The organism is Bradyrhizobium sp. AZCC 1577 (genome assembly GCF_036924575.1).
Lineage (GTDB): Bacteria > Pseudomonadota > Alphaproteobacteria > Rhizobiales > Xanthobacteraceae > Bradyrhizobium.
On record NZ_JAZHRQ010000001.1, the window covers coordinates 3,717,113 to 3,734,853 of the forward strand.

Here is a 17,741-nt window from a genome sequence, read left to right on the forward strand (position 1 = left end):
TCCCATGCTCAATCGCGACGAAGACATTCTGCAGGCCGCCGAAAACTGGCAGAAGGCCGGTCACGGCGTGGCGCTGGCGACCGTGGTCGAGACCTGGGGCTCGGCGCCGAGGCCGGCCGGCTCCAGCCTCGTCATCAACGACGATGGCACGTTCTTGGGCTCGGTCTCCGGCGGCTGCGTCGAAGGCGCCGTCGTCACTGAGGCACTCGACGTGATCGCCAGCGGCAAGCCCAAAATGCTCGAATTCGGCGTTGCCGACGAGACCGCCTGGAATGTCGGGTTGTCCTGCGGCGGCACCATCCGTGTGTTCGTTGAAAAGGTGGGGCAGTCGTGAAGCTGGAAACCCTCACTCAGGTCAATGCCGAGCGTGCCGCGCGCCGCCCGGTCATCGTGGTCACCGATGTCGCCAATGGCGATCAGCGGCTCGTGAAGGCCAAGGACATCGCGACCGATCCGCTGAGCGCCGAGCTTTCAAAACAGCTCCGCATGGGCAAGAGCGGTATGGTCGAGAGCGGCGGCAAGAAGCTGTTCCTCAACGTTTATGCGCCGACCGCCCGACTTGTCATTGTCGGCGCAGTCCATATCAGCCAGGCGCTGGCGCCGCTCGCCCGCTCGCTTGACTACGACGTGACGGTGGTGGATCCGCGCACCGCGTTTGCAAGCCCCGAGCGCTTTCCCGATGTGCCGCTGATCGCGGAATGGCCCGATGTGGCGCTGCCGCCGCTCAACATCGATCACTACACCGCGTTCGTCGCGCTGACCCATGATCCGAAGATCGACGACCCGGCGCTGCTGCACGCGTTCGAGCGCGACTGCTTCTATATCGGCGCGCTCGGCTCGCGAAAGACCCACGCCAAGCGCGCCGAGCGGCTGAAGGCGCAGGGCGCATCCGACGCCGACATTGCGCGCATCCATGCGCCGATCGGCCTTTCGATCGGCGCGGTGTCGCCCTCGGAGATCGCGGTCGCGATCATGGCCGAGGTCACCGCCGAGCTGCGGCTGCCGAAAGAAACCGCGAAGGTGCAGGCGGCATGAAGTTCGGTCCCGCCAGTCCGGCCGATGCGATTGGCGGCGTCACCGTGCATACGCTGCGGCAGGGGCCGCTGGTGCTGAAGAAAGGCACCACGATCGGGCCTGCCGAAGTCGAGGCGCTCGACAAGGCGGGTGTCAAGGAAATCGTCGTGGTGCGGCTTGAGGAGGGCGACGTCTCCGAAGACGAAGCCGCCGCCAGCATCGCGCAGGCCGTCGCGGGCGAGGGCGTCAATGTCGAGCGCGCCTTTACCGGCCGCGCCAATCTGTTCGCAGCACAGGCCGGCGTCTTGGTGGTCGACCGCGCCGCGGTCGACCGCATCAACGGCGTCGACGAAGCCATCACCTTCGCCACGCTGTCGGCCTTCAAGCCGGTGGTCGAAGGCGAGATGATCGCAACGGTAAAACTGATTCCGTTCGGCGTCGAAGCGAAGTTGCGCGACGCGGCCGTGGCCGCGGCAGGCCGCGACGTGCTGCGGATTGCGCCTTACGTCATCAAGCGGGTCGGCGTGGTCTCGACGCTACTGCCAGGGCTCTCGCCAAAAGTCATCGACAAGACCTTGCGGGTGACGGCGGAGCGACTGGCGCCGGCCGGTGCCAGCATCATTGCCGAACGGCGCGTGCCGCATGACGAGGCGGCGCTGGCTTCCTCGATCAAGGAATTGCTCGGCCTCGGCGCCGAGCTCGTCATCGTGTTCGGCGCGTCCGCCATCGCCGACCGCCGCGACGTGATTCCGGCCGCGATCAGCGAAATCGGCGGCGCGATCGAGCATTTCGGCATGCCGGTCGATCCCGGCAATCTGCTGCTGATCGGCAGCGCCGGCGGCGTGCCGGTGCTGGGCGCGCCGGGCTGCGCACGTTCGCCGGTCGAAAACGGGTTTGACTGGGTGCTGATGCGGCTTCTCGCTGGGCTGAAGGTCACGCGCGCTGAAATCACCGGCCTCGGCGTCGGCGGCCTGTTGATGGAAATCGTGACAAGGCCGCAGCCGCGCACCGTTGCCGATACCGAAGCCAACCGCAACGTCACGGCCATCGTGCTTGCCGCCGGCCGTTCGACCCGCATGGGCGGCCCCAACAAGCTCTTGGCCGAGATCGACGGCAAGAAGCTGGTGCGCATCGTCGCCGAGCAGGCGCTGGCCTCGAAGGCAACGGATGTGATCGTCGTTACCGGCCACCAGGCCGAATTGGTCGAGCAGGCCTTGGCAGGCCTCAATGTAAAGTTCGTCCGCAACCCGGATTTCGCCGGCGGGCTGGCCTCATCGGTGAAGGCCGGCATCGCCGCGGTGCCCGACAGCGCCGACGGCGCCATTATCTGCCTCGGCGACATGCCGCTGATCTCGGCAACACTGATCGACCAGTTGATCGAGACGTTTGCGCCGGACCGCGGGCACCTGATCGCCGTCCCCGTCAGCGACGGCCGCCGCGGCAATCCCGTGCTGTGGTCGCGCCGCTTCTTCAAGGAATTGATGACGCTGGACGGCGACGTCGGCGCCCGTCACCTGATCGCCAAGCACACTGAGGCCGTGGCCGAAGTGCCGGTCGAGGGTCAAAGCGCGTTTCTCGACATCGACACGCCGCAGGCGCTGGAGGCGGCGCGGCGGTCGTAAAGCAACCACCGCTGTCGTCCCGGCCTTGAGCCGGGATCCATAACCACCGCTGCCGATTGTTGCGACGAGCTGGGGCCACAGCCTAGCCCCAACACGTCATCCTGTGGTTATGGATCCTCAGCGTTCGCCGGGACGACGACGTGGATAGACTGACGCTTCCATTCTCAATCAACCGTTCACCAAGTGGAAACTCCCTCCGGCTTAGATTCTACCCGTTACCTCGGGGGAGGGGATTTTGATTGTTTCGACTGTCGCGGCACAGCGCCGCGCGCTGTTTGTCGTTGCATTGACACTGATACTGGCCGTCTCGAGCTACATCACCAAGACATGGGCGGCCGGCGCGGTTGCGATCGGCAAGTGCGGCGCTTACGGCAAGGCCTATGATTATGCCGCCGAGGCCGACGCGCGCACCGCGGCGCTGAAGCAGTGCGAGGGCACCTGCACCGCGGTCACCATGAAACGCGCCTGCGCTGCGTTCGCCGTCGACATGACCAATCCCTGCGGTCCCCACGGCTATGCGGTGAAGCCCAAAATTTCGAGCTCGCTCAACGCCGCGACAAAGAAGTGCTACGAATTCGGCGGCAAGGAATGCGTCATCCGCGCTTGGGCCTGCGACGCCAAGGGGTGATCTCGTCATTCCGGGGCAATGCGAAGCATCGAACCCGGAATCTCGATATAATGAGTGCGAGATTCCGGATCTGCGCCTGTCGGCGCAGCCCGGAATGACGATTTGAGGAAAGCAATGCAATTCGACACCAAGATCGCGGTCGTGATCCGGACCGATCTCGAAGCCTGGCAGAAGCTCAATGTCGCGTCCTTTCTGGCCGGCGGCATCGCCGCCGCTTTCCCCGAATGTATCGGTGAGCCCTATGGCGACGGCTCAGGCACCAAATATCTGTCGCTGATCGGCCAGCCGGTCCTGATCTACGGCGCCGATCGTCCGGCGCTGTCCCGCGCGCTCGAACGGGCGCTCGCCCGCAACGTCACGCCCGCCGTCTACACCGAGGACATGTTCAAAACCACGCATGACGCCGCCAACCGCGAGGTGGTTAAGGGCGTGATCCGCGCCGAGCTCAACCTCGTCGGCCTCGCGATGCGCGCCGAGCGCAAGGTGATCGACAAGATCGTCGACGGGCTGAAGTATCACAGCTAGGCGTTTTCGAAAGCCTGAGCTATTGGCCCAGCGTTGCGCCAAGCTGGCCTCGTTGAAGAGGTAATAGAATAACGAGTGACCTCAAGGCAGCCACTGCGATTGACCTACCAAGTCAGACTGCATCTGCCCGACTAACCTGGCTGCGCAATTTCAAAGAAGAGCCGAGGAACATCTGCCGTAACAGGCTTGTTCGTTCGTCGGGGCAGCACGAGGAGGCTACCATGAGGACACCTCAGCTCTCCGCACTAATGTTAGCTGTTCTTACCTTCAGCGCCGGCGCCGCGGAACCTCAGAAACTGTGGGAGGCGAGTGGCTTCAAGAACCCCGAATCGGCGGTCTTCGACCGAACTGCGGGGGCCATCTATGTGTCGAACGTCAACGGCGATCCGATGAAAAAGGATGGCAACGGCTTCGTTTCAAAGCTCGGGCCCGATGGAAAGGTCGTAACAATCGAGTGGGTCAAGGGACTCGATAGTCCGACCGGGCTCGCGCTTGCCAATGGCAAGCTCTACGTCGCAGATGTGGACCGGATTGCGGAAATCGACCTCGCCAAGGGCGAAGTCACGAACCGATTCGAGGCACCCGGATCCAAGTTTTTGAACGACCTCGCCGCTGACAAGAGTGGACGGATTTACGCTTCCGATATGGTGTCAAACAGCATTTGGGTGCTCGACGGCGGCAAGCTGTCTCTCCTGATGCAGGATGACGCGCTCGAAAATCCGAACGGCCTCCTCGTCGAGGAGGGCCGGCTTGTGGTCGCGTCGTGGGGCAAGATGGCTCCCGACTTCTCGACGAAGGTGCCCGGCCACATGAAGACGGTCGATCTCGCGACGAAGAAAGTGTCTGATCTAGGAAGCTCGGCACCAGTCGGCAATCTCGACGGCGTCGAACCCGATGGCAAGGGCGGCTTTCTTGTCACCGATTGGATGACCGGCGGGCTGTTCCGCATCGCGAGCAATGGCACAGCGACGCGCCTCCTTCCGCTTGCGAAGGGAAGCGCCGATCTCGGGATGGGGCCGGATGGCATCGTCATGATCCCGATGATGATGGAGGGCACTGTTGTGGCTTACAGGGTCGATACACGCTGAGAACAGGCGTGCGACTAGGCTGAGCCGGGCGTGGCTTCTGATGAAGTGCGCTTCGGCCACGATGGTCGACGCATGACGCTGCCAACCGCGGGTGGTTAAGGGCGTGATCCGCGCCGAACTCAACCTGGTCGGCGTTCGCTGTTCGTGCCGAGCGCAAGGTGATCGACAAGATAGTCGACGGGCTGAAGTTTCATACCTAGAGCAGTCGACCGACAAGCTCAGAGCGGTCGGCGGGCGTTCGTTTTGATGCGCAGGCATCTCGCTTAGTCTTCGTCCGGCTCGCGTATGACCGGCGCTTCGTCTGCGCCCTCCTCCTCCTCTTCGTCCTCTTCCTCTTCCTCTTCGTCGTCTTCGTCTTCAGGATCTCGAGGCGGCATTGTGTTGCCCACGATGACGAAGGAATTCCAGTCGATCAACCTGGCAGAAGGTTCCTCGGAGATGTGTGGGGTCATGTTGTTGCTCCTTGGATGTGACCGTGTGAGCCTACGAGGCGGGCAATCGGTCACGCCGCTACAAGCCCCGACGAACGGACATCGTTCCGACTCACGTTCCTTCGCCAGCGGACACCCATCGGGAGCGGTGACAATGTCAGCTTGTTCCAATGGCCGAAATGGTGCCGTCAGACAGCGTGCCGTCGTGTCCGCACAAGAGCGGATACCGAGCGGCAACCGTCCTGCTGCGCCTCAACTCTGCAGTCCGACAAATCCACGCAGCTTCTTGACCGTCTCGGCGGCGTCCTTGGCTTCCTCGGTTGTCAGGACGGTGATCTCGCCATTACGCCTGTGCATAACGCTGTGGTGGATTGGTGCGCCTGAAAGACCGTCCACCTCGGACTTCACCGCGATATCGTCGATTTCGGAGAGCGGGAACTCGACAGGCTTCTTGTTCCATAGCAGCATTTTTTTCTGCAGTATCGCTTTGCCGGCATCCTTGTCGAACGTAACCGTGGTCGAGCCCGCTTTCAGAACGAGCTTGCTCGGAGCTTCTTCGATACTAGTCATGGCAGGTCTCCGCTGTTTCCAACTTTGACTTGGCTATCGGGCGATGCCTCGATAGACGACGATACTGCCCCTCAGCGACCGGTGATGATGACTGCTGCCAGTACAAAAGTTGCGAGCAATGCAAGTCTGACGACAAGAGTCTGACGACAAGCATGTCCCGCCTTCCTCGTGCGGCGGTCGCATTTTGCGAATCTCGCAAGGTTTGTGGGCCCTGTCGAGCGACAAATTGACGCCAATGCCGGACGCCTCGAAGCGCACGATCCTGCGCGGCAGCTCCTCCAGGCCATCTTGCGGCAGGGCCGCAAACCGCAAATACTCCCGCCAGCCGGGTTTCCGGAAGGGAACTGCGGCCAAAAAGCCCGGCATAGGGCAACGAGGGAGGATATCATGGCGCGGGAGTCCGGGCGCGATGCGCCCAATGGCAACAATTTCGATACCAGCCGGCGCAGATTTTTGGGCAGCTCAGGACTGGCTGCGATCGGCACCGTCATCGGAGGCGGGATGCCGCTCTCGCGCAACGGCGGCGGAATCCCTCAGGCCCATGCGCAGGCCGCTCCGGCCGCGCCCCCGTCGGCCGCCACGCCCGCGCCGGCCAAGGGACCGCAACACCTGAAATATCCTGGCAAGAGCGAGGGGCTGGTCGTGCTCGGCGAGCGGCCGCTGGTCGCCGAGACGCCCGAAAGCCTGCTCGACGATGACACCACGCCGATCGAGAAATTCTACATCCGCAACAACGGGCAGATCCCCGAGGCGGCGAAGGATCCCGACGCCTGGAAGATCACCATCGATGGCGAGGTCAACAACAGGATAGAGATCACGCTCGGCGAGTTGAAGTCGAAATACAAGGCCGTGACGCGGCGCATGGTGCTGGAATGCGGCGGCAACGGCCGGTCACAGTTCTCACCGCCGGCGCGTGGCAACCAGTGGACCAATGGCGGGGCGGGCTGCGCGGAATGGACCGGCGTGCCGCTCGCCGATCTGCTCAAGAAGGCGGGCCTGAAGCCATCAGCAAAATACACCGCACATTATGCGGCCGATCTTCATCTGTCCGGCGATGCCAGCAAGCCGACCATCTCGCGCGGCGTGCGGCTGGAGAAGGCGGTGGACCCCAACACGATGATCGTCTGGGCCATGAACGGCAAGCCGCTGCCGAACATCCATGGCGGGCCGGTACGCCTGATCGTCCCGGGCTGGTCAGGCTCGGCCTCGCAGAAATGGCTGACGCGCATCACCATCCGCGACCGCGAGCATGACGGCCCCGGCATGACGGAGTTTTCCTACCGCACCCCGATCAAGCCGATGGTGCCCGGCGACAAGGCCGATCCGGCAAACTTCCGCATTCTGGAATCGATGCCGGTGCGCTCGATCATCACCAATCCTGCGAACGGAGCGAAGTTCGCGGCCGGCACCAAGGAGCTGAAGCTGCGCGGCGCGTCCTGGGCCGGCGATCTCACCGTCAAGCAGGTAGATGTCTCGACCGATTTCGGCGCGAGCTGGCAGCGGGCCAAGCTCGAGAAACCGAAGAACAAGTATGACTGGCAGCGCTGGACCGCGACCTTGAAACTGCCGAGTGACGGCTATTTCGAGATCTGGGCGCGCGCCACCGATTCCAAGGGCGCGATGCAGCCGCATCAGGCCGGCTTCTGGAATCCGCAAGGCTATGGCGGCAACGCCATGCACCGAATCGCCGTGCTGGTCGGATGATGCAGCGCTTGGTGTGGCTCGCGATGGCCGGCGCGCTCTGGATCGTGTCGGCCACGGCGCAGACAAGCTTTGCGCCACGCGAGGAAAGTCCGGAGCAGTTTCCCGCAGGTCCCGGCCGCGACGAGACCTTCTACGCCTGCACCGCCTGCCACGGTTTCCGCCTGGTGGCGCAGCAGGGCATGACGCGCGCGCAGTGGGAGGATTCGATCAACCTGATGATCCGCCGCCACAACATGCCGCCACTCGACGATGGGGATCGCGAAAAGGTCCTGAGCTATCTCGAGACCGCCTATCCGCCGCGCGCGCCCACGGGCCGGGGAGGCTGGGTGAACCCGTTCGCGAAGTGAGCGCTCGCGACTCGCACTCCGCCCAGTGATTTCGCAGATCAGATGATTCGCCTGGGTCGGCGGACATGCGTATTTGATACTACAGCCATGTGATTGCGCCGGGCATTTTGCGCGGCAAGGTGCAAAATTGATGCATGGGTGCGAGGTATTTGGTCTCGCATTTGTTGGCACCAATACCTATGTCTCGCATCAGGGAAGGAAATTCGCCCAGGGACAACTCCGATAAAGGAGCCATCCATGGCGAACGTACTCACCACTGGGGCCTGGTTTTCTGCCCCGACCGGAAAGCCCTCGTTCTTCACCCGATTGTTGCGCGTTCAAATCGAAGCCCGTCAGCGGCGGGCTGACCGTGTCGTTGCGCAGTACCTTGCCGCCCGCGGGTTCAAACCGACCGACGACGCCGAGCATCAGGCCGGGCGTCTGCTTGCTAAAGCGGGCCGGCAGCCATGATCACGCTCATCCTCGTGCAGTTGGCAACCAGGCTCGCTCGACTTGGGAAGGAGGGTCTTGCGACGTGGCGCGAAGCTCAGCGCCTTCGCCGCCTCCTTCCGGGCCCGACCGAGGAGTAGCAAGCGTAGCCCGCATGAGCCAACGGGTCGCGCGAATGCGCGGCCCGTTCGCTCGTGCGGGCTACTTGTTCACTACTCGTTACCTCACCGCGATCGGCGACACCGTGGAGCCGGACCCGCCCTGAATTTTGAGCGGCTGCATCACGAAGGCGAATTCTCCGACGCCCCTTTTGCACGAGCTCGTCGAGCTTGAGATTCTCTAACAGATGGATGCCGTTCACCACGAGCGCGATCTGGTGCACCGGAAGCGACAATTGCTTGTCGGGGTTGGGCGCCACTTCGACCGGCCAGTTGTCGGCGCCGAGCAGCATCGGGTCCCTTGCGGCTGGCCAGAGCGCGGCTGGCACGCCGATGCCCGGGCAGGATTTCACATAGCGCGGGTTGTCCTTGCCGTAGAGCTTGCCCCAGCCGGTGTGAATGATCACCGCGTCGCCGGGCTGCAGCGTCAGGTTCTGCTTCTTCAGGGCGCCTTCGAGATCTTCCACGGTGATTTCGTAATTGTCGCCCAGCATGTCGACGCCCTTGAAGCCCGCGACGTCGATCAGCACGCCGCGCGTGAACAGCGTGCCCACATTATGGATTCCGAACTTCTTGAATCCGGTGCGATCGCTATTCTCGTCGACCTTCTGGCAATTGTACCAGCTATTGAGATGGGTCTGGTGCGCAAAGCCGTCGAACTGCGTGCCGACCTGGCCGAGTTCGGTAATGATGATCTCTTCGTTCGAGCCGCGCATGTTGGAGAACTGGTTCATGAACGTGCGCTTGGTATGCATGTCGAAGCGCCGCGTTCCGAAGAACGCCATGCTGGGACCGAGCACGTGCGCGAGCTCGATCACCTCGCCGTTCCTGATCAGCTTCGCCGCGTTCATCACGGCCGCGGGCTTCTGGTGATTGGCCGAACCGCGCTCGTCGGCCGCGCCCCATTTCGACGGACAGCGCTGGCTTTCGGACGGAACGGTCCAGGTTGGCGCTTGCGCGTAGGCAGCGGCGGAGAACGCAAGCGCGATCGCCGCACCCAATGTGAATGCTTTCATCGGTAACCTCCCAGGAGAGGGCGCTCTGGAGACGGCACCCCTGGGACAAATAATGCTGGTCCGATTGAGGCGGTTCAAGCGACAATTCGCCTGACGAGGTTGTGCTTTCACGCATGCCTCGAAGTCCGTTATGATGAGATCAAACGGACCCGGAAGGCGCTTTGCCCCACGCCAATCGGCATTCCTTTAAGGGAGTGAGCACATCATGAAACGCCGTACGTTCCTCAAAGGCAGCGCCGTGGTCGGCGCGACGACGCTGGTTGCGGCACCTGCGATCGCGCAAGCAGCGCCCGAGATCAAGTGGCGTTTGACCTCGAGCTTTCCGAAGTCGCTCGAAACCATCTTCGGCACGGCGCAGACTTTCGCGAAATACGTGGCTGATGCCACCGACAACAAGTTTCAGATTCAAACCTTTGCGGCCGGCGAGATCGTGCCCGGCCTGCAGGCGCTTGATGCGGTGAGCTCCTCGACCGTCGAGATCGCGCAGACGCCGCTGTATTTCTACATCGGCAAGGAGCCGGCGCTGACTTACGCGACCGGCGCGCCCTTCGGCATGAACCATCGCCATCAGCATTCCTGGTGGACGTTCGGCGGCGGCGCTGATCTCTGCAACGAGGCGCTGAAGCCTTTCAAGGCGCACGCGATTCTGTGCGGCAATTCCGGCACGCAAATGGGCGGCTGGTTCCGCAAGGAGATCAAGACCGTCGACGATCTCAAAGGCCTGAAATTCCGCATCGCAGGCATGGGCGGCCATGTGCTTGCAAGGCTGGGCGTCGTGCCGCAGCAGATCGCGGGCGGTGACGTATATCCGGCGCTCGAGCGAGGAACGATCGATGCCGCGGAGTTCGTCGGTCCCTATGACGATGAGAAGCTCGGCTTCTACAAGGTGGCGAAGTATTACTATTTTCCCGGCTGGTGGGAAGGCGGAGCCATGCTGCACATGGCCGTGAACGAGGAGAAGTGGAATGCGCTTCCCAAGCCATACCAGGCGATCCTCAACCAGGCCGCTTCGGCAGCCGGCGCGTGGATGATCGAAAAATATGACAGCGTCAATCCTGCGTCGCTGAAGCGGCTTGTCGCCAATGGAGCGGAGCTGCGCGCATTTCCGCAGCCGGTCATGGAAGCCTGCTACAAGGCCACGCAGGACCATCTGAACGAAATCGCCGAGAAGAGCCCGCTGTTCAAGAAGACCAAGGAGAGCCACGACGCGTACATGAAGGAAGTGCTGTTCTATACGCAGATCGCGGAGAACTATTACGACAACTACCTGCTCAGCAAAATGCGCAAGGGGTGAGCGCGCCGATCGGTCGGGAACTGGAATTGCGGTCGGTTTGGCGCCAGGAAGCCGTCTGATTACGGCGCTCGTTTTGGTCCGATCAGCTCGAATTGAGACTTCTGCTCATCACTCAGCGTAGCATAGAAGTCTTCCAGAGCGTCGCTCACCAGATTGATGGCTTGTTGCATGGTACTGAGCCGACCATCCATCGCGGCGAGGCGAGCGCGTGGGGTGATCGCATCTTTCGGATGACATTCATAGCTCAGCATCTCGACAGCTCTGGCGCTGGCACGCCGCAGCCGTTCAAGCGCGTCGCGTTGGGCTTCGTTCGGGTGTAGCGCGGCCTCGATCTCGCCAGCCGGCCATTGCAACGCGGCTGGCAGGGACGCTTCGCAGCCTTGGGCCGACGCTTTCATGGCCCCGTTTGCGGACGCCGTCTTGAGCTGATCGTCAGCGAGCGCGTTGAGCCGTGTTTTCTGCTCATCATTCAGCAGATCATAAAGCTCCCCTAGCAGCGGCTCCAGGGATATTACTGCAGTGAGAATAGCCGCTGTGCGCTGCTGCATCAGGGCCAATCGGGCCGGCGCGGTTGATGCGGGCTGCATCGGGCAAGATGCCTGAATGATCTGAGCGGCCGAGTTAGATGTGTCGGCAAGACGATCCAGAGCGGCCCGTTGCGCCTCGGTCGGTTGAATCGCCCGCTGAATCTGATCAATGGCGAGACCGGCAATTTCGTGGCCGGCATCACCGCAGAGCTGCTGCAGCGGCGGGATCCTTCGTTCTCTTCGGCCGGAAGAATCCGGAGTCATGTAAGCAGCTAGTTCGTCACTGCCGTAAGGCCCAAAGATTCCGGCGTAAATGTCGGGGTAGCCGTAGTCCCAGAAGCCCATGCCATCGCCGAAGATGGCATAACCATAAATATCATTGTAGGCGAACGGCCAGAACAGCGGCCCAACCCAGCCATATCCGCCATGGCCATGCGACCACCACCCGTCTGTAGTGTCACGGTCACCATGCCAGTGAGCAAGCGCGGCAGTCGCGGCAATCTGCTTTCGTGCCGCAGGGTCGGTGAATAGCCTGCCAACAACCAACCCCTCCTCGCCGGAGGGCTGGTTCGTCGCGGACGGGATGTTTTGTAAAGCGACCGGTGCGTTTTTTAAAGCGACGGGAGCGTTTTTGATCCTACGGACATGTACCCGGCGATGATGCTTGGGGCGGCCAAGAATCAGCCCTGGCGCAAGCACGCGGGCGAATGCGGATTTCACGCTGCTCAGTGGGCCGAGACCAAAATGTCCGCGCCCTTTCGCAGTGGCGGCACTCGACAGCGCGGTCACCAGTACGACAGCGATCACTGTAACGCCGAACTTCGACATGGCACCTCCCGTGCCAAGCCTTGGCCGCATCACTTATGACGCCGCACAGGACCGAAAGTTCCTTGTAAGCAATCATGCAAACCAAGGCATCGCGCTTAAAAACGGCAGCGGCTCTTCGATCGACCCGAACTGAGCGCGTGGCTGCCCCCTTGTCGCGTAGATCGCTGCCTTGCCAATCTGGCGTCCCTCCTCGAGAACGAGGGAGCGGGGAATGCCGGGTGCTTGCTGCACCCGCGGTCTCGTGTGCAATAAGCGCAAAGAGATGCGATGCGTCGCGAGAGCGCTGACGCATATTCACTGTCATCGTCCGCCAACGGGTCGCGCGAATGCGCGCCCGATGACAGGCGTCCGGCGGACGATCGAGTATTCCAGAGACGCCAATGATTGAACCGAGAGGCCGCGGCGTACTGGATGCTCCGCATTCGCGGGGCATGACGACCCGTTGTGGCGCTCGCAAGGACCCATCCCGCATGCATGGGATGTGACGCTCCTTCCGCTAGGCGCAAGATCCTCCAAGAGGCAGCGCGATCGAGGAATCTCCAGCCCGGGTCACGTCCATGTGAAAGCCTCGGCTCTGTTCGAAATTGACAATGACTGACCAGTCAGTCATAAATAGGGCATGACAAATGAAGCCACCAAAAGCGCCAGGAAATCCGCCCCGAAGCCGGCCGAGCGCCGAGCCGCGGCGAGGGCACCGGCCTCCTCGAAACCCAAGCCGGCCTCCAACCGCGCCGAGCGCGCTGCCGAGCGGCGCGGGGCCATCATCGCGGCGGCGATGGACGAATTCATCGCGCGCGGCTTTGCGGCGACGCGGCTCGACGACATCGCCAAGCGCGCCGGCGTCGCCAAGGGCACGATCTACCTGCACTTCAAGGACAAGGAATCGATGTTCGAGGAATTGATCCGGACCGCGATCGTGCCGCTGGTCACCCGCCTCTGGGCGACGCCCCCGCAGCCCGGGGCATCGGTGCGCGACATGGTGGAGGGCTTTGCCAAAACCTTCATCGAGGAGGTGGCCGCCACGCGGCGCGGCGACCTCGTGCGGCTGATCGTTGCCGAAGGCCCGCGATTTCCAGAAGTAGCCGACTTCTACTACCGCGAAGTGGTGTCGCGAGGCCTTGCGGGCATGCGCGCGCTGATCGAACTCGGCATCGCGCGCGGCGAGATTCAACACAAGAACCTGGCGCGGTTTCCGCAAATCATGGTGGCGCCCGCGCTCATTGCCGTGATCTGGCAGAGCCTTTTCAGCAGACATGCGCCACTGGATGCCCTCGAAATGTTTCGGGTGCATCTCGATCTGATTTTTGGCGAGCGGAGGACGGCATGACTTCGTCGCGAACGATAACGATCCTGGCCGCGCTGGCGCTCGCCGCCGTGCTCTCGGGCTGCAACGAGCGCAGGGACCCGGGTTTTCAGGGTTGGGTCGAGGCCGACATGATCTTTGTCAGCCCCGACGAAAGCGGCCGTGTGACAAAACTCAATGTGCGCGAGGGCGACGAGGTGAAGCCCGGCATGCAGCTCTACACCGTCGACGACGATTTGCAGCAGGCCGACCTCAATCAGAACAAGGCGACGCTCGCCAATGCGCAGCAGACCTATGACCGCGCGGCGTCGCTGAGCAAGACCGGCTCCGGTACGCAGGCCAACCTCGATTCGGCAACCTCGGCGTTGCGCGTCGCGGAAGCCCGCGTCAATACTTCGCAGACTCGCCTCGCGCGGCGGAGCGGCTTCGCGCCGGTCGGCGGCACCGTCCAGCAGATCTATTTCCGCGAAGGGGAGATGGTGCCGGCACAGCGGCCCGTGCTGTCGATCATGCCGCCCGGCAACATGAAGATTCGCTTCTTCGTGCCCGAGACAGAACTGCCGAAGCTTGCGATCGGCGACGAGGTGAGGGTGACCTGCGACAATTGCGCGCCCGATCTCACCGCAAAAATCTACTTCATCGCGACGACGGCGGAATACACCCCGCCGGTGATCTACAGCCTCGATGAGCGCAACAAGCTGGTCTACCTGATCCAGGCGCGGCCGAGCCGGCCCGACGTCTTGCGTGTCGGCCAGCCGATCAGCGTGTTCCTTAATCCCCGGACGCCGATGGCGGACAAGCGATGAATACAGTGCCTGCATCAGGCCCCGACATCGCCATCAACGTCGAGGGCCTATCAAAATCGTTCGGCGGCCGCGAGGTCGTGCATGACCTCTCGATGCAGGTGAGGCGCGGCTCGATCTACGGCTTTCTCGGGCCGAACGGCTCCGGCAAGACCACCACCATCCGCATGCTGTGCGGGCTATTGACGCCGGATGCCGGCGAGGGCACCTGCCTCGGCTACGACATCCGCCGCGACGCCGACAAGATCAAGCGCCTGGTCGGCTACATGACGCAGCGCTTCAGCCTGTATCAGGATCTCTCGGTACGCGAGAATCTCGAATTCGTCGCGCGGCTTTACGGCATGCGCGACGCGCGGGGCGCTGCACGTGACATGATCCGGCGGATCGGCCTGAGCGGCCGCGAGGAGCAGCTTGCCGGAGAACTTTCCGGCGGCTGGAAGCAACGCCTGGCGCTCGGCGCCTGCACGTTGCCCAATCCGCAACTGCTGCTATTGGACGAGCCGACGGCCGGCGTCGATCCCAAGGCGCGGCGCGATTTCTGGAACGAGATCCATGCGCTCGCCGCCGAAGGGCTGACGGTGCTGGTCTCGACGCATTACATGGACGAGGCCGAGCGCTGTCACGAGATCGCCTATATCGCCTATGGCCACCTGCTGGCGCACGGCACGGTGGACGACGTGATCGCGAAATCGGCGTTGTCGACCTACACGGTTTCCGGCGACGACCTCAACGGGCTTGCGGCCGAGCTTGCCGGCAAGCCCGGCATCGACATGGTGGCGCCGTTCGGTACCAGCCTGCACGTCTCGGGGCGCGACAAGTCCGCGTTGCAGACAACCATCGCGCCTTATCGCGATAAGAGGGGATGGCGCTGGGAGGACAGCGAGCCGTCGCTGGAAGACGTATTCATCGATCTCATGAACCGCTCAAAGGACAATTTCCAATGAGTGCAACCGATGCTGCTAGCCAAAATCGCGACGTGCCGGAGCCTGCTTTCGGCTTCTGGCGGCGCAGCTTTGCGATGCTGGTCAAGGAATTCATCCAGCTCCGCCGCGACCGAGTCTCGTTCGCGATGATCGTGATGATCCCGGTGATGCAGTTGTTGCTGTTCGGCTATGCCATCAACACCACGCCGCGTCATCTGCCGACGGCGGTGCTGATCCAGGAGGACAGCGATCTGGCGCGATCGGTGCTGAAGGCGCTGGAGAATACCAAATATTTCCGCTTCACCCGCGAAGTACACAGCGTCGCCGAATTCGACGATCTGCTGCAGTCCGGCAAGGTGCTGTTCGGGGTCGAGATCCCGCGTGGCTTCGAACGGGCGGTGCGGCGCGGCGACCGTCCGGCGCTCCTTGTCGCGGCTGATGCAACCGATCCGGTCGCGGCCGGCTCCGCGCTGGGCACGCTCGGCGCAGTGGTGCAGACCGCGCTCGCGCACGACCTCCACATCGGCGATCCGCCCGCGATGCCGTTCGAGATCAGGGCACATGCCCGTTACAACCCGGCCGCGGAATCGCGGCTCAACATCGTGCCGGGCCTTGTCGGCACCATCCTGACCATGACCATGCTGATCTTCACCGCGCTGTCGGTGACGCGCGAGATCGAGCGCGGCACCATGGAGAGCCTGTTGTCGATGCCGATCAGGCCGGTGGAGGTGATGTTCGGCAAAATCATTCCCTACGTGATCGTCGGCTTCATCCAGGCGTCCCTGATCGTCGGCATCGGGACCTTGCTGTTCGGGGTGCCGATTCTCGGCAGCGTGGCGCTGCTGGCGGCGCTGACGACGCTGTTCATCACCACCAATTTGTCGATCGGCTATACCTTCTCCACCATCGTGCAGAACCAGTTGCAGGCGATGCAGATGTCGATGATGTTTTTCCTGCCCAGCATTCTGTTGTCCGGCTTCATGTTTCCGTTCGCGGGCATGCCGGTCTGGGCGCAGTATCTCGGCGAGGGACTGCCACTGACCCATTACATCCGCATCGTCCGTGCCATCATGCTGAAGGGTGCGGCTCCTTCCAACCTGCAATACGACACGATTGCACTCATTGCACTGATGCTGGTGGCGATGACCATCGCCGTGACACGCTTCCGTCGCACGCTCGATTGAGATTATATGCGCATCGTCATTCCGGAGAAGACAGTGAAGTTCTGGGGCAAGGGGAAGAGCGATCAAGAGCCGGCGGTGTCGGCCGACTTCCAGCGCGCGCTGACACAGGAAGTGATGGCGACCGAGCTGCTGCGCATCAAGGCACTGATCGCAACCACAGCGCTCTTGGCGCTCATTCTCTGGACCGTCTACCTGGTTGCGCCCGAGGCGGTGAGCCGCGTGTGGCACGGCAATCTCAAGCCGCATTATCTTTATTCGATCATCGTGCCGTTCATCCTGTTCGAGTTATGGGTGCATGGGGCGATCGCCCGCCACATGCGTCAGGGGCGCGACCTGCCGATATTCCGGCGCTATCTGGGCGCGTTGATCGAGACCTCGATGCCGACGGTCGCGCTGGCGCTGCACATCAACAGCATGGGGTCGGTCGCGGCGCTGGGCTTCGTGGTGCCGATGACCTATTTCATCTTCATCATCCTCTCGACGCTGCGGCTGGACTTCTGGCTCTCCACCTTCACCGGCGCGGTCGCCGCCGTTCAATTGTTTTGCATGGCGATGTTCTACCACCCGCCGACCGGCGTAGAGGCCGAGCCCAGTATCTACTATCACGCTGCGCGCAGCCTGATCATCCTGATCTGCGGCGTGCTCGCCGGCGCGGTCGGGCACCAGTTGCGGCGGCAGTTCGAGGCGAGCATCAAGGCGGCGACCGCGCGCGACCGCATCACCAATTTGTTCGGCCAGCACGTCTCGCCACAGGTGGTCGAACGTCTGATGGCCGAGGGCACCAAGACCGACAGCGACACCCGCCGCGTCGCGGTCATGTTCGTCGATTTCCGCAGCTTCACCGCCGGCGCGCGCACACGTACGCCGCAGGAAGTGGTGGACCGGCTCGACGGCGCCTTTGCCGTGCTGGTCGACATCCTCGATCGCCACGGCGGCATCGTGAACAAGTTCTTGGGTGACGGATTCCTGGCGTTGTTCGGAGCGCCGTTGCAAGCGCCGGACCCGGCGCACCGGGCGGTCGCCGCGGCGCGCGAGATGCTGGAAGCCAATGAGCGGCTCAACGAAGTGACTAGCTGGCCGCTGCGCATGGGCATCGGCATTCATCTCGGTGAGGTGGTCGCCGGCAACATCGGCTCGCCCCGGCGCAAGGAATACACCGTGATCGGCGACACCGTGAACTTCGCCTCGCGGCTCGAAGCGCTCAACAAGGACTTCAACTCGCAATTCCTGATCTCCGAAGCGGTTCGCGATGCGCTCGGCGAAGCGTGCCGCGATGCGGTCTCGCTCGGCGAGGTGGAAGTCAGGGGCTATGAGCGGCCGATGGCCGTGTGGCGGTTGGCATAGGGA

Annotated in this window: 19 protein-coding genes and 1 pseudogene; 16 read left to right on the top strand and 4 right to left on the bottom strand. The window is 62.8% G+C overall.

What is annotated here, in order from left to right; translation table 11 throughout:
* Positions 1-4: 4 nt before the first annotated feature.
* From V1278_RS17230 to V1278_RS17260, 7 genes and pseudogenes are all read left to right on the top strand, one after another.
* Complete coding sequence (locus V1278_RS17230; protein WP_025589337.1) at positions 5-334, top strand: XdhC family protein; 330 nt, start codon at positions 5-7, stop codon at positions 332-334.
* The gene (locus V1278_RS17235) at positions 331-1,035 is read left to right on the top strand and encodes an XdhC family protein (protein ID WP_334381650.1); all 705 of its coding nucleotides are present in this window, start codon (positions 331-333) and stop codon (positions 1,033-1,035) included. The genes V1278_RS17230 and V1278_RS17235 overlap by 4 nt, the downstream gene beginning before the upstream one ends.
* A complete protein-coding gene (locus V1278_RS17240) occupies positions 1,032-2,636 on the top strand; it encodes a molybdopterin-binding/glycosyltransferase family 2 protein (protein WP_334381651.1) in 1,605 nt (534 codons plus the stop codon). The genes V1278_RS17235 and V1278_RS17240 overlap by 4 nt, the downstream gene beginning before the upstream one ends.
* Before the next feature lie 238 nt (positions 2,637-2,874).
* Complete coding sequence (locus V1278_RS17245; RefSeq protein WP_334368946.1) at positions 2,875-3,264, top strand: DUF4189 domain-containing protein; 390 nt, start codon at positions 2,875-2,877, stop codon at positions 3,262-3,264.
* Positions 3,265-3,378: 114 nt separating this feature from the next.
* Positions 3,379-3,789 (top strand): DUF2000 family protein, encoded by a 411-nt coding sequence (locus tag V1278_RS17250; protein ID WP_334381653.1) that lies wholly within the window; start codon positions 3,379-3,381, stop codon positions 3,787-3,789.
* Between the two features lie 221 nt (positions 3,790-4,010).
* Positions 4,011-4,877, top strand: coding sequence for an SMP-30/gluconolactonase/LRE family protein (locus V1278_RS17255; RefSeq protein WP_334363556.1), 867 nt, complete (start codon positions 4,011-4,013; stop codon positions 4,875-4,877).
* Positions 4,878-4,942: 65 nt separating this feature from the next.
* Positions 4,943-5,077, top strand: a pseudogene (locus tag V1278_RS17260) (DUF2000 family protein); the annotation flags it as partial.
* A gap of 63 nt (positions 5,078-5,140) precedes the next feature.
* Here V1278_RS17260 and V1278_RS17265 read toward each other — a convergent pair.
* Both V1278_RS17265 and V1278_RS17270 read right to left on the bottom strand, forming a co-directional pair.
* Positions 5,141-5,329 (bottom strand): hypothetical protein, encoded by a 189-nt coding sequence (locus tag V1278_RS17265; protein ID WP_334363555.1) that lies wholly within the window; start codon positions 5,327-5,329, stop codon positions 5,141-5,143.
* A gap of 231 nt (positions 5,330-5,560) precedes the next feature.
* Positions 5,561-5,878 (bottom strand): hypothetical protein, encoded by a 318-nt coding sequence (locus V1278_RS17270; RefSeq protein ID WP_334363554.1) that lies wholly within the window; start codon positions 5,876-5,878, stop codon positions 5,561-5,563.
* A 387-nt stretch (positions 5,879-6,265) separates the two neighbouring features.
* Between V1278_RS17270 and V1278_RS17275 the strand changes: the two genes are divergently transcribed.
* From V1278_RS17275 to V1278_RS17285, 3 genes are all read left to right on the top strand, one after another.
* Positions 6,266-7,582 (top strand): sulfite oxidase, encoded by a 1,317-nt coding sequence (locus tag V1278_RS17275; RefSeq protein ID WP_334381654.1) that lies wholly within the window; start codon positions 6,266-6,268, stop codon positions 7,580-7,582.
* The gene (locus V1278_RS17280; protein WP_334381655.1) at positions 7,579-7,929 is read left to right on the top strand and encodes a hypothetical protein; all 351 of its coding nucleotides are present in this window, start codon (positions 7,579-7,581) and stop codon (positions 7,927-7,929) included. Before V1278_RS17275 ends, V1278_RS17280 begins: the two co-directional genes overlap by 4 nt.
* A 237-nt stretch (positions 7,930-8,166) precedes the next feature.
* On the top strand, positions 8,167-8,379 hold the full coding sequence (locus V1278_RS17285; RefSeq protein WP_334363551.1) for a hypothetical protein: 213 nt from the start codon (positions 8,167-8,169) through the stop codon (positions 8,377-8,379).
* A 76-nt stretch (positions 8,380-8,455) separates the two neighbouring features.
* Here V1278_RS17285 and V1278_RS17290 read toward each other — a convergent pair whose 3' ends face one another.
* Positions 8,456-9,532, bottom strand: coding sequence for a cyclase family protein (locus tag V1278_RS17290; protein WP_334381656.1), 1,077 nt, complete (start codon positions 9,530-9,532; stop codon positions 8,456-8,458).
* Positions 9,533-9,737: 205 nt separating this feature from the next.
* On the opposite strand from V1278_RS17290, the gene V1278_RS17295 reads away from it, so the two are divergent.
* Positions 9,738-10,826: a TRAP transporter substrate-binding protein gene (locus tag V1278_RS17295; RefSeq protein ID WP_334381657.1), complete on the top strand. Its 1,089-nt coding sequence runs from the start codon at positions 9,738-9,740 to the stop codon at positions 10,824-10,826.
* Between the two features lie 59 nt (positions 10,827-10,885).
* On the opposite strand, the gene V1278_RS17300 is transcribed toward V1278_RS17295, so the two are convergent.
* The gene (locus tag V1278_RS17300) at positions 10,886-12,181 is read right to left on the bottom strand and encodes a Spy/CpxP family protein refolding chaperone (protein ID WP_334381658.1); all 1,296 of its coding nucleotides are present in this window, start codon (positions 12,179-12,181) and stop codon (positions 10,886-10,888) included.
* 619 nt (positions 12,182-12,800) lie between these two features.
* Here V1278_RS17300 and V1278_RS17305 point away from each other — a divergent pair.
* Genes V1278_RS17305 through V1278_RS17325 form a run of 5 tightly spaced genes read left to right on the top strand, consistent with a single transcriptional unit; the run spans position 12,801 to position 17,738 of the window.
* Positions 12,801-13,508 (top strand): TetR/AcrR family transcriptional regulator, encoded by a 708-nt coding sequence (locus tag V1278_RS17305; RefSeq protein WP_334363547.1) that lies wholly within the window; start codon positions 12,801-12,803, stop codon positions 13,506-13,508.
* The gene (locus tag V1278_RS17310; protein WP_334381659.1) at positions 13,505-14,290 is read left to right on the top strand and encodes an HlyD family secretion protein; all 786 of its coding nucleotides are present in this window, start codon (positions 13,505-13,507) and stop codon (positions 14,288-14,290) included. Before V1278_RS17305 ends, V1278_RS17310 begins: the two co-directional genes overlap by 4 nt.
* Positions 14,287-15,231 (top strand): ABC transporter ATP-binding protein, encoded by a 945-nt coding sequence (locus V1278_RS17315; protein WP_334381661.1) that lies wholly within the window; start codon positions 14,287-14,289, stop codon positions 15,229-15,231. Before V1278_RS17310 ends, V1278_RS17315 begins: the two co-directional genes overlap by 4 nt.
* Positions 15,228-16,394, top strand: a complete 1,167-nt coding sequence (locus V1278_RS17320; RefSeq protein WP_334381663.1) for an ABC transporter permease — start codon at positions 15,228-15,230, stop codon at positions 16,392-16,394. Before V1278_RS17315 ends, V1278_RS17320 begins: the two co-directional genes overlap by 4 nt.
* A 6-nt stretch (positions 16,395-16,400) precedes the next feature.
* Positions 16,401-17,738 carry an adenylate/guanylate cyclase domain-containing protein gene (locus tag V1278_RS17325; protein ID WP_334381664.1) on the top strand — a complete coding sequence of 446 codons (1,338 nt, stop codon included), beginning with the start codon at positions 16,401-16,403 and terminating at the stop codon, positions 17,736-17,738.
* Positions 17,739-17,741 lie beyond the last annotated feature (3 nt).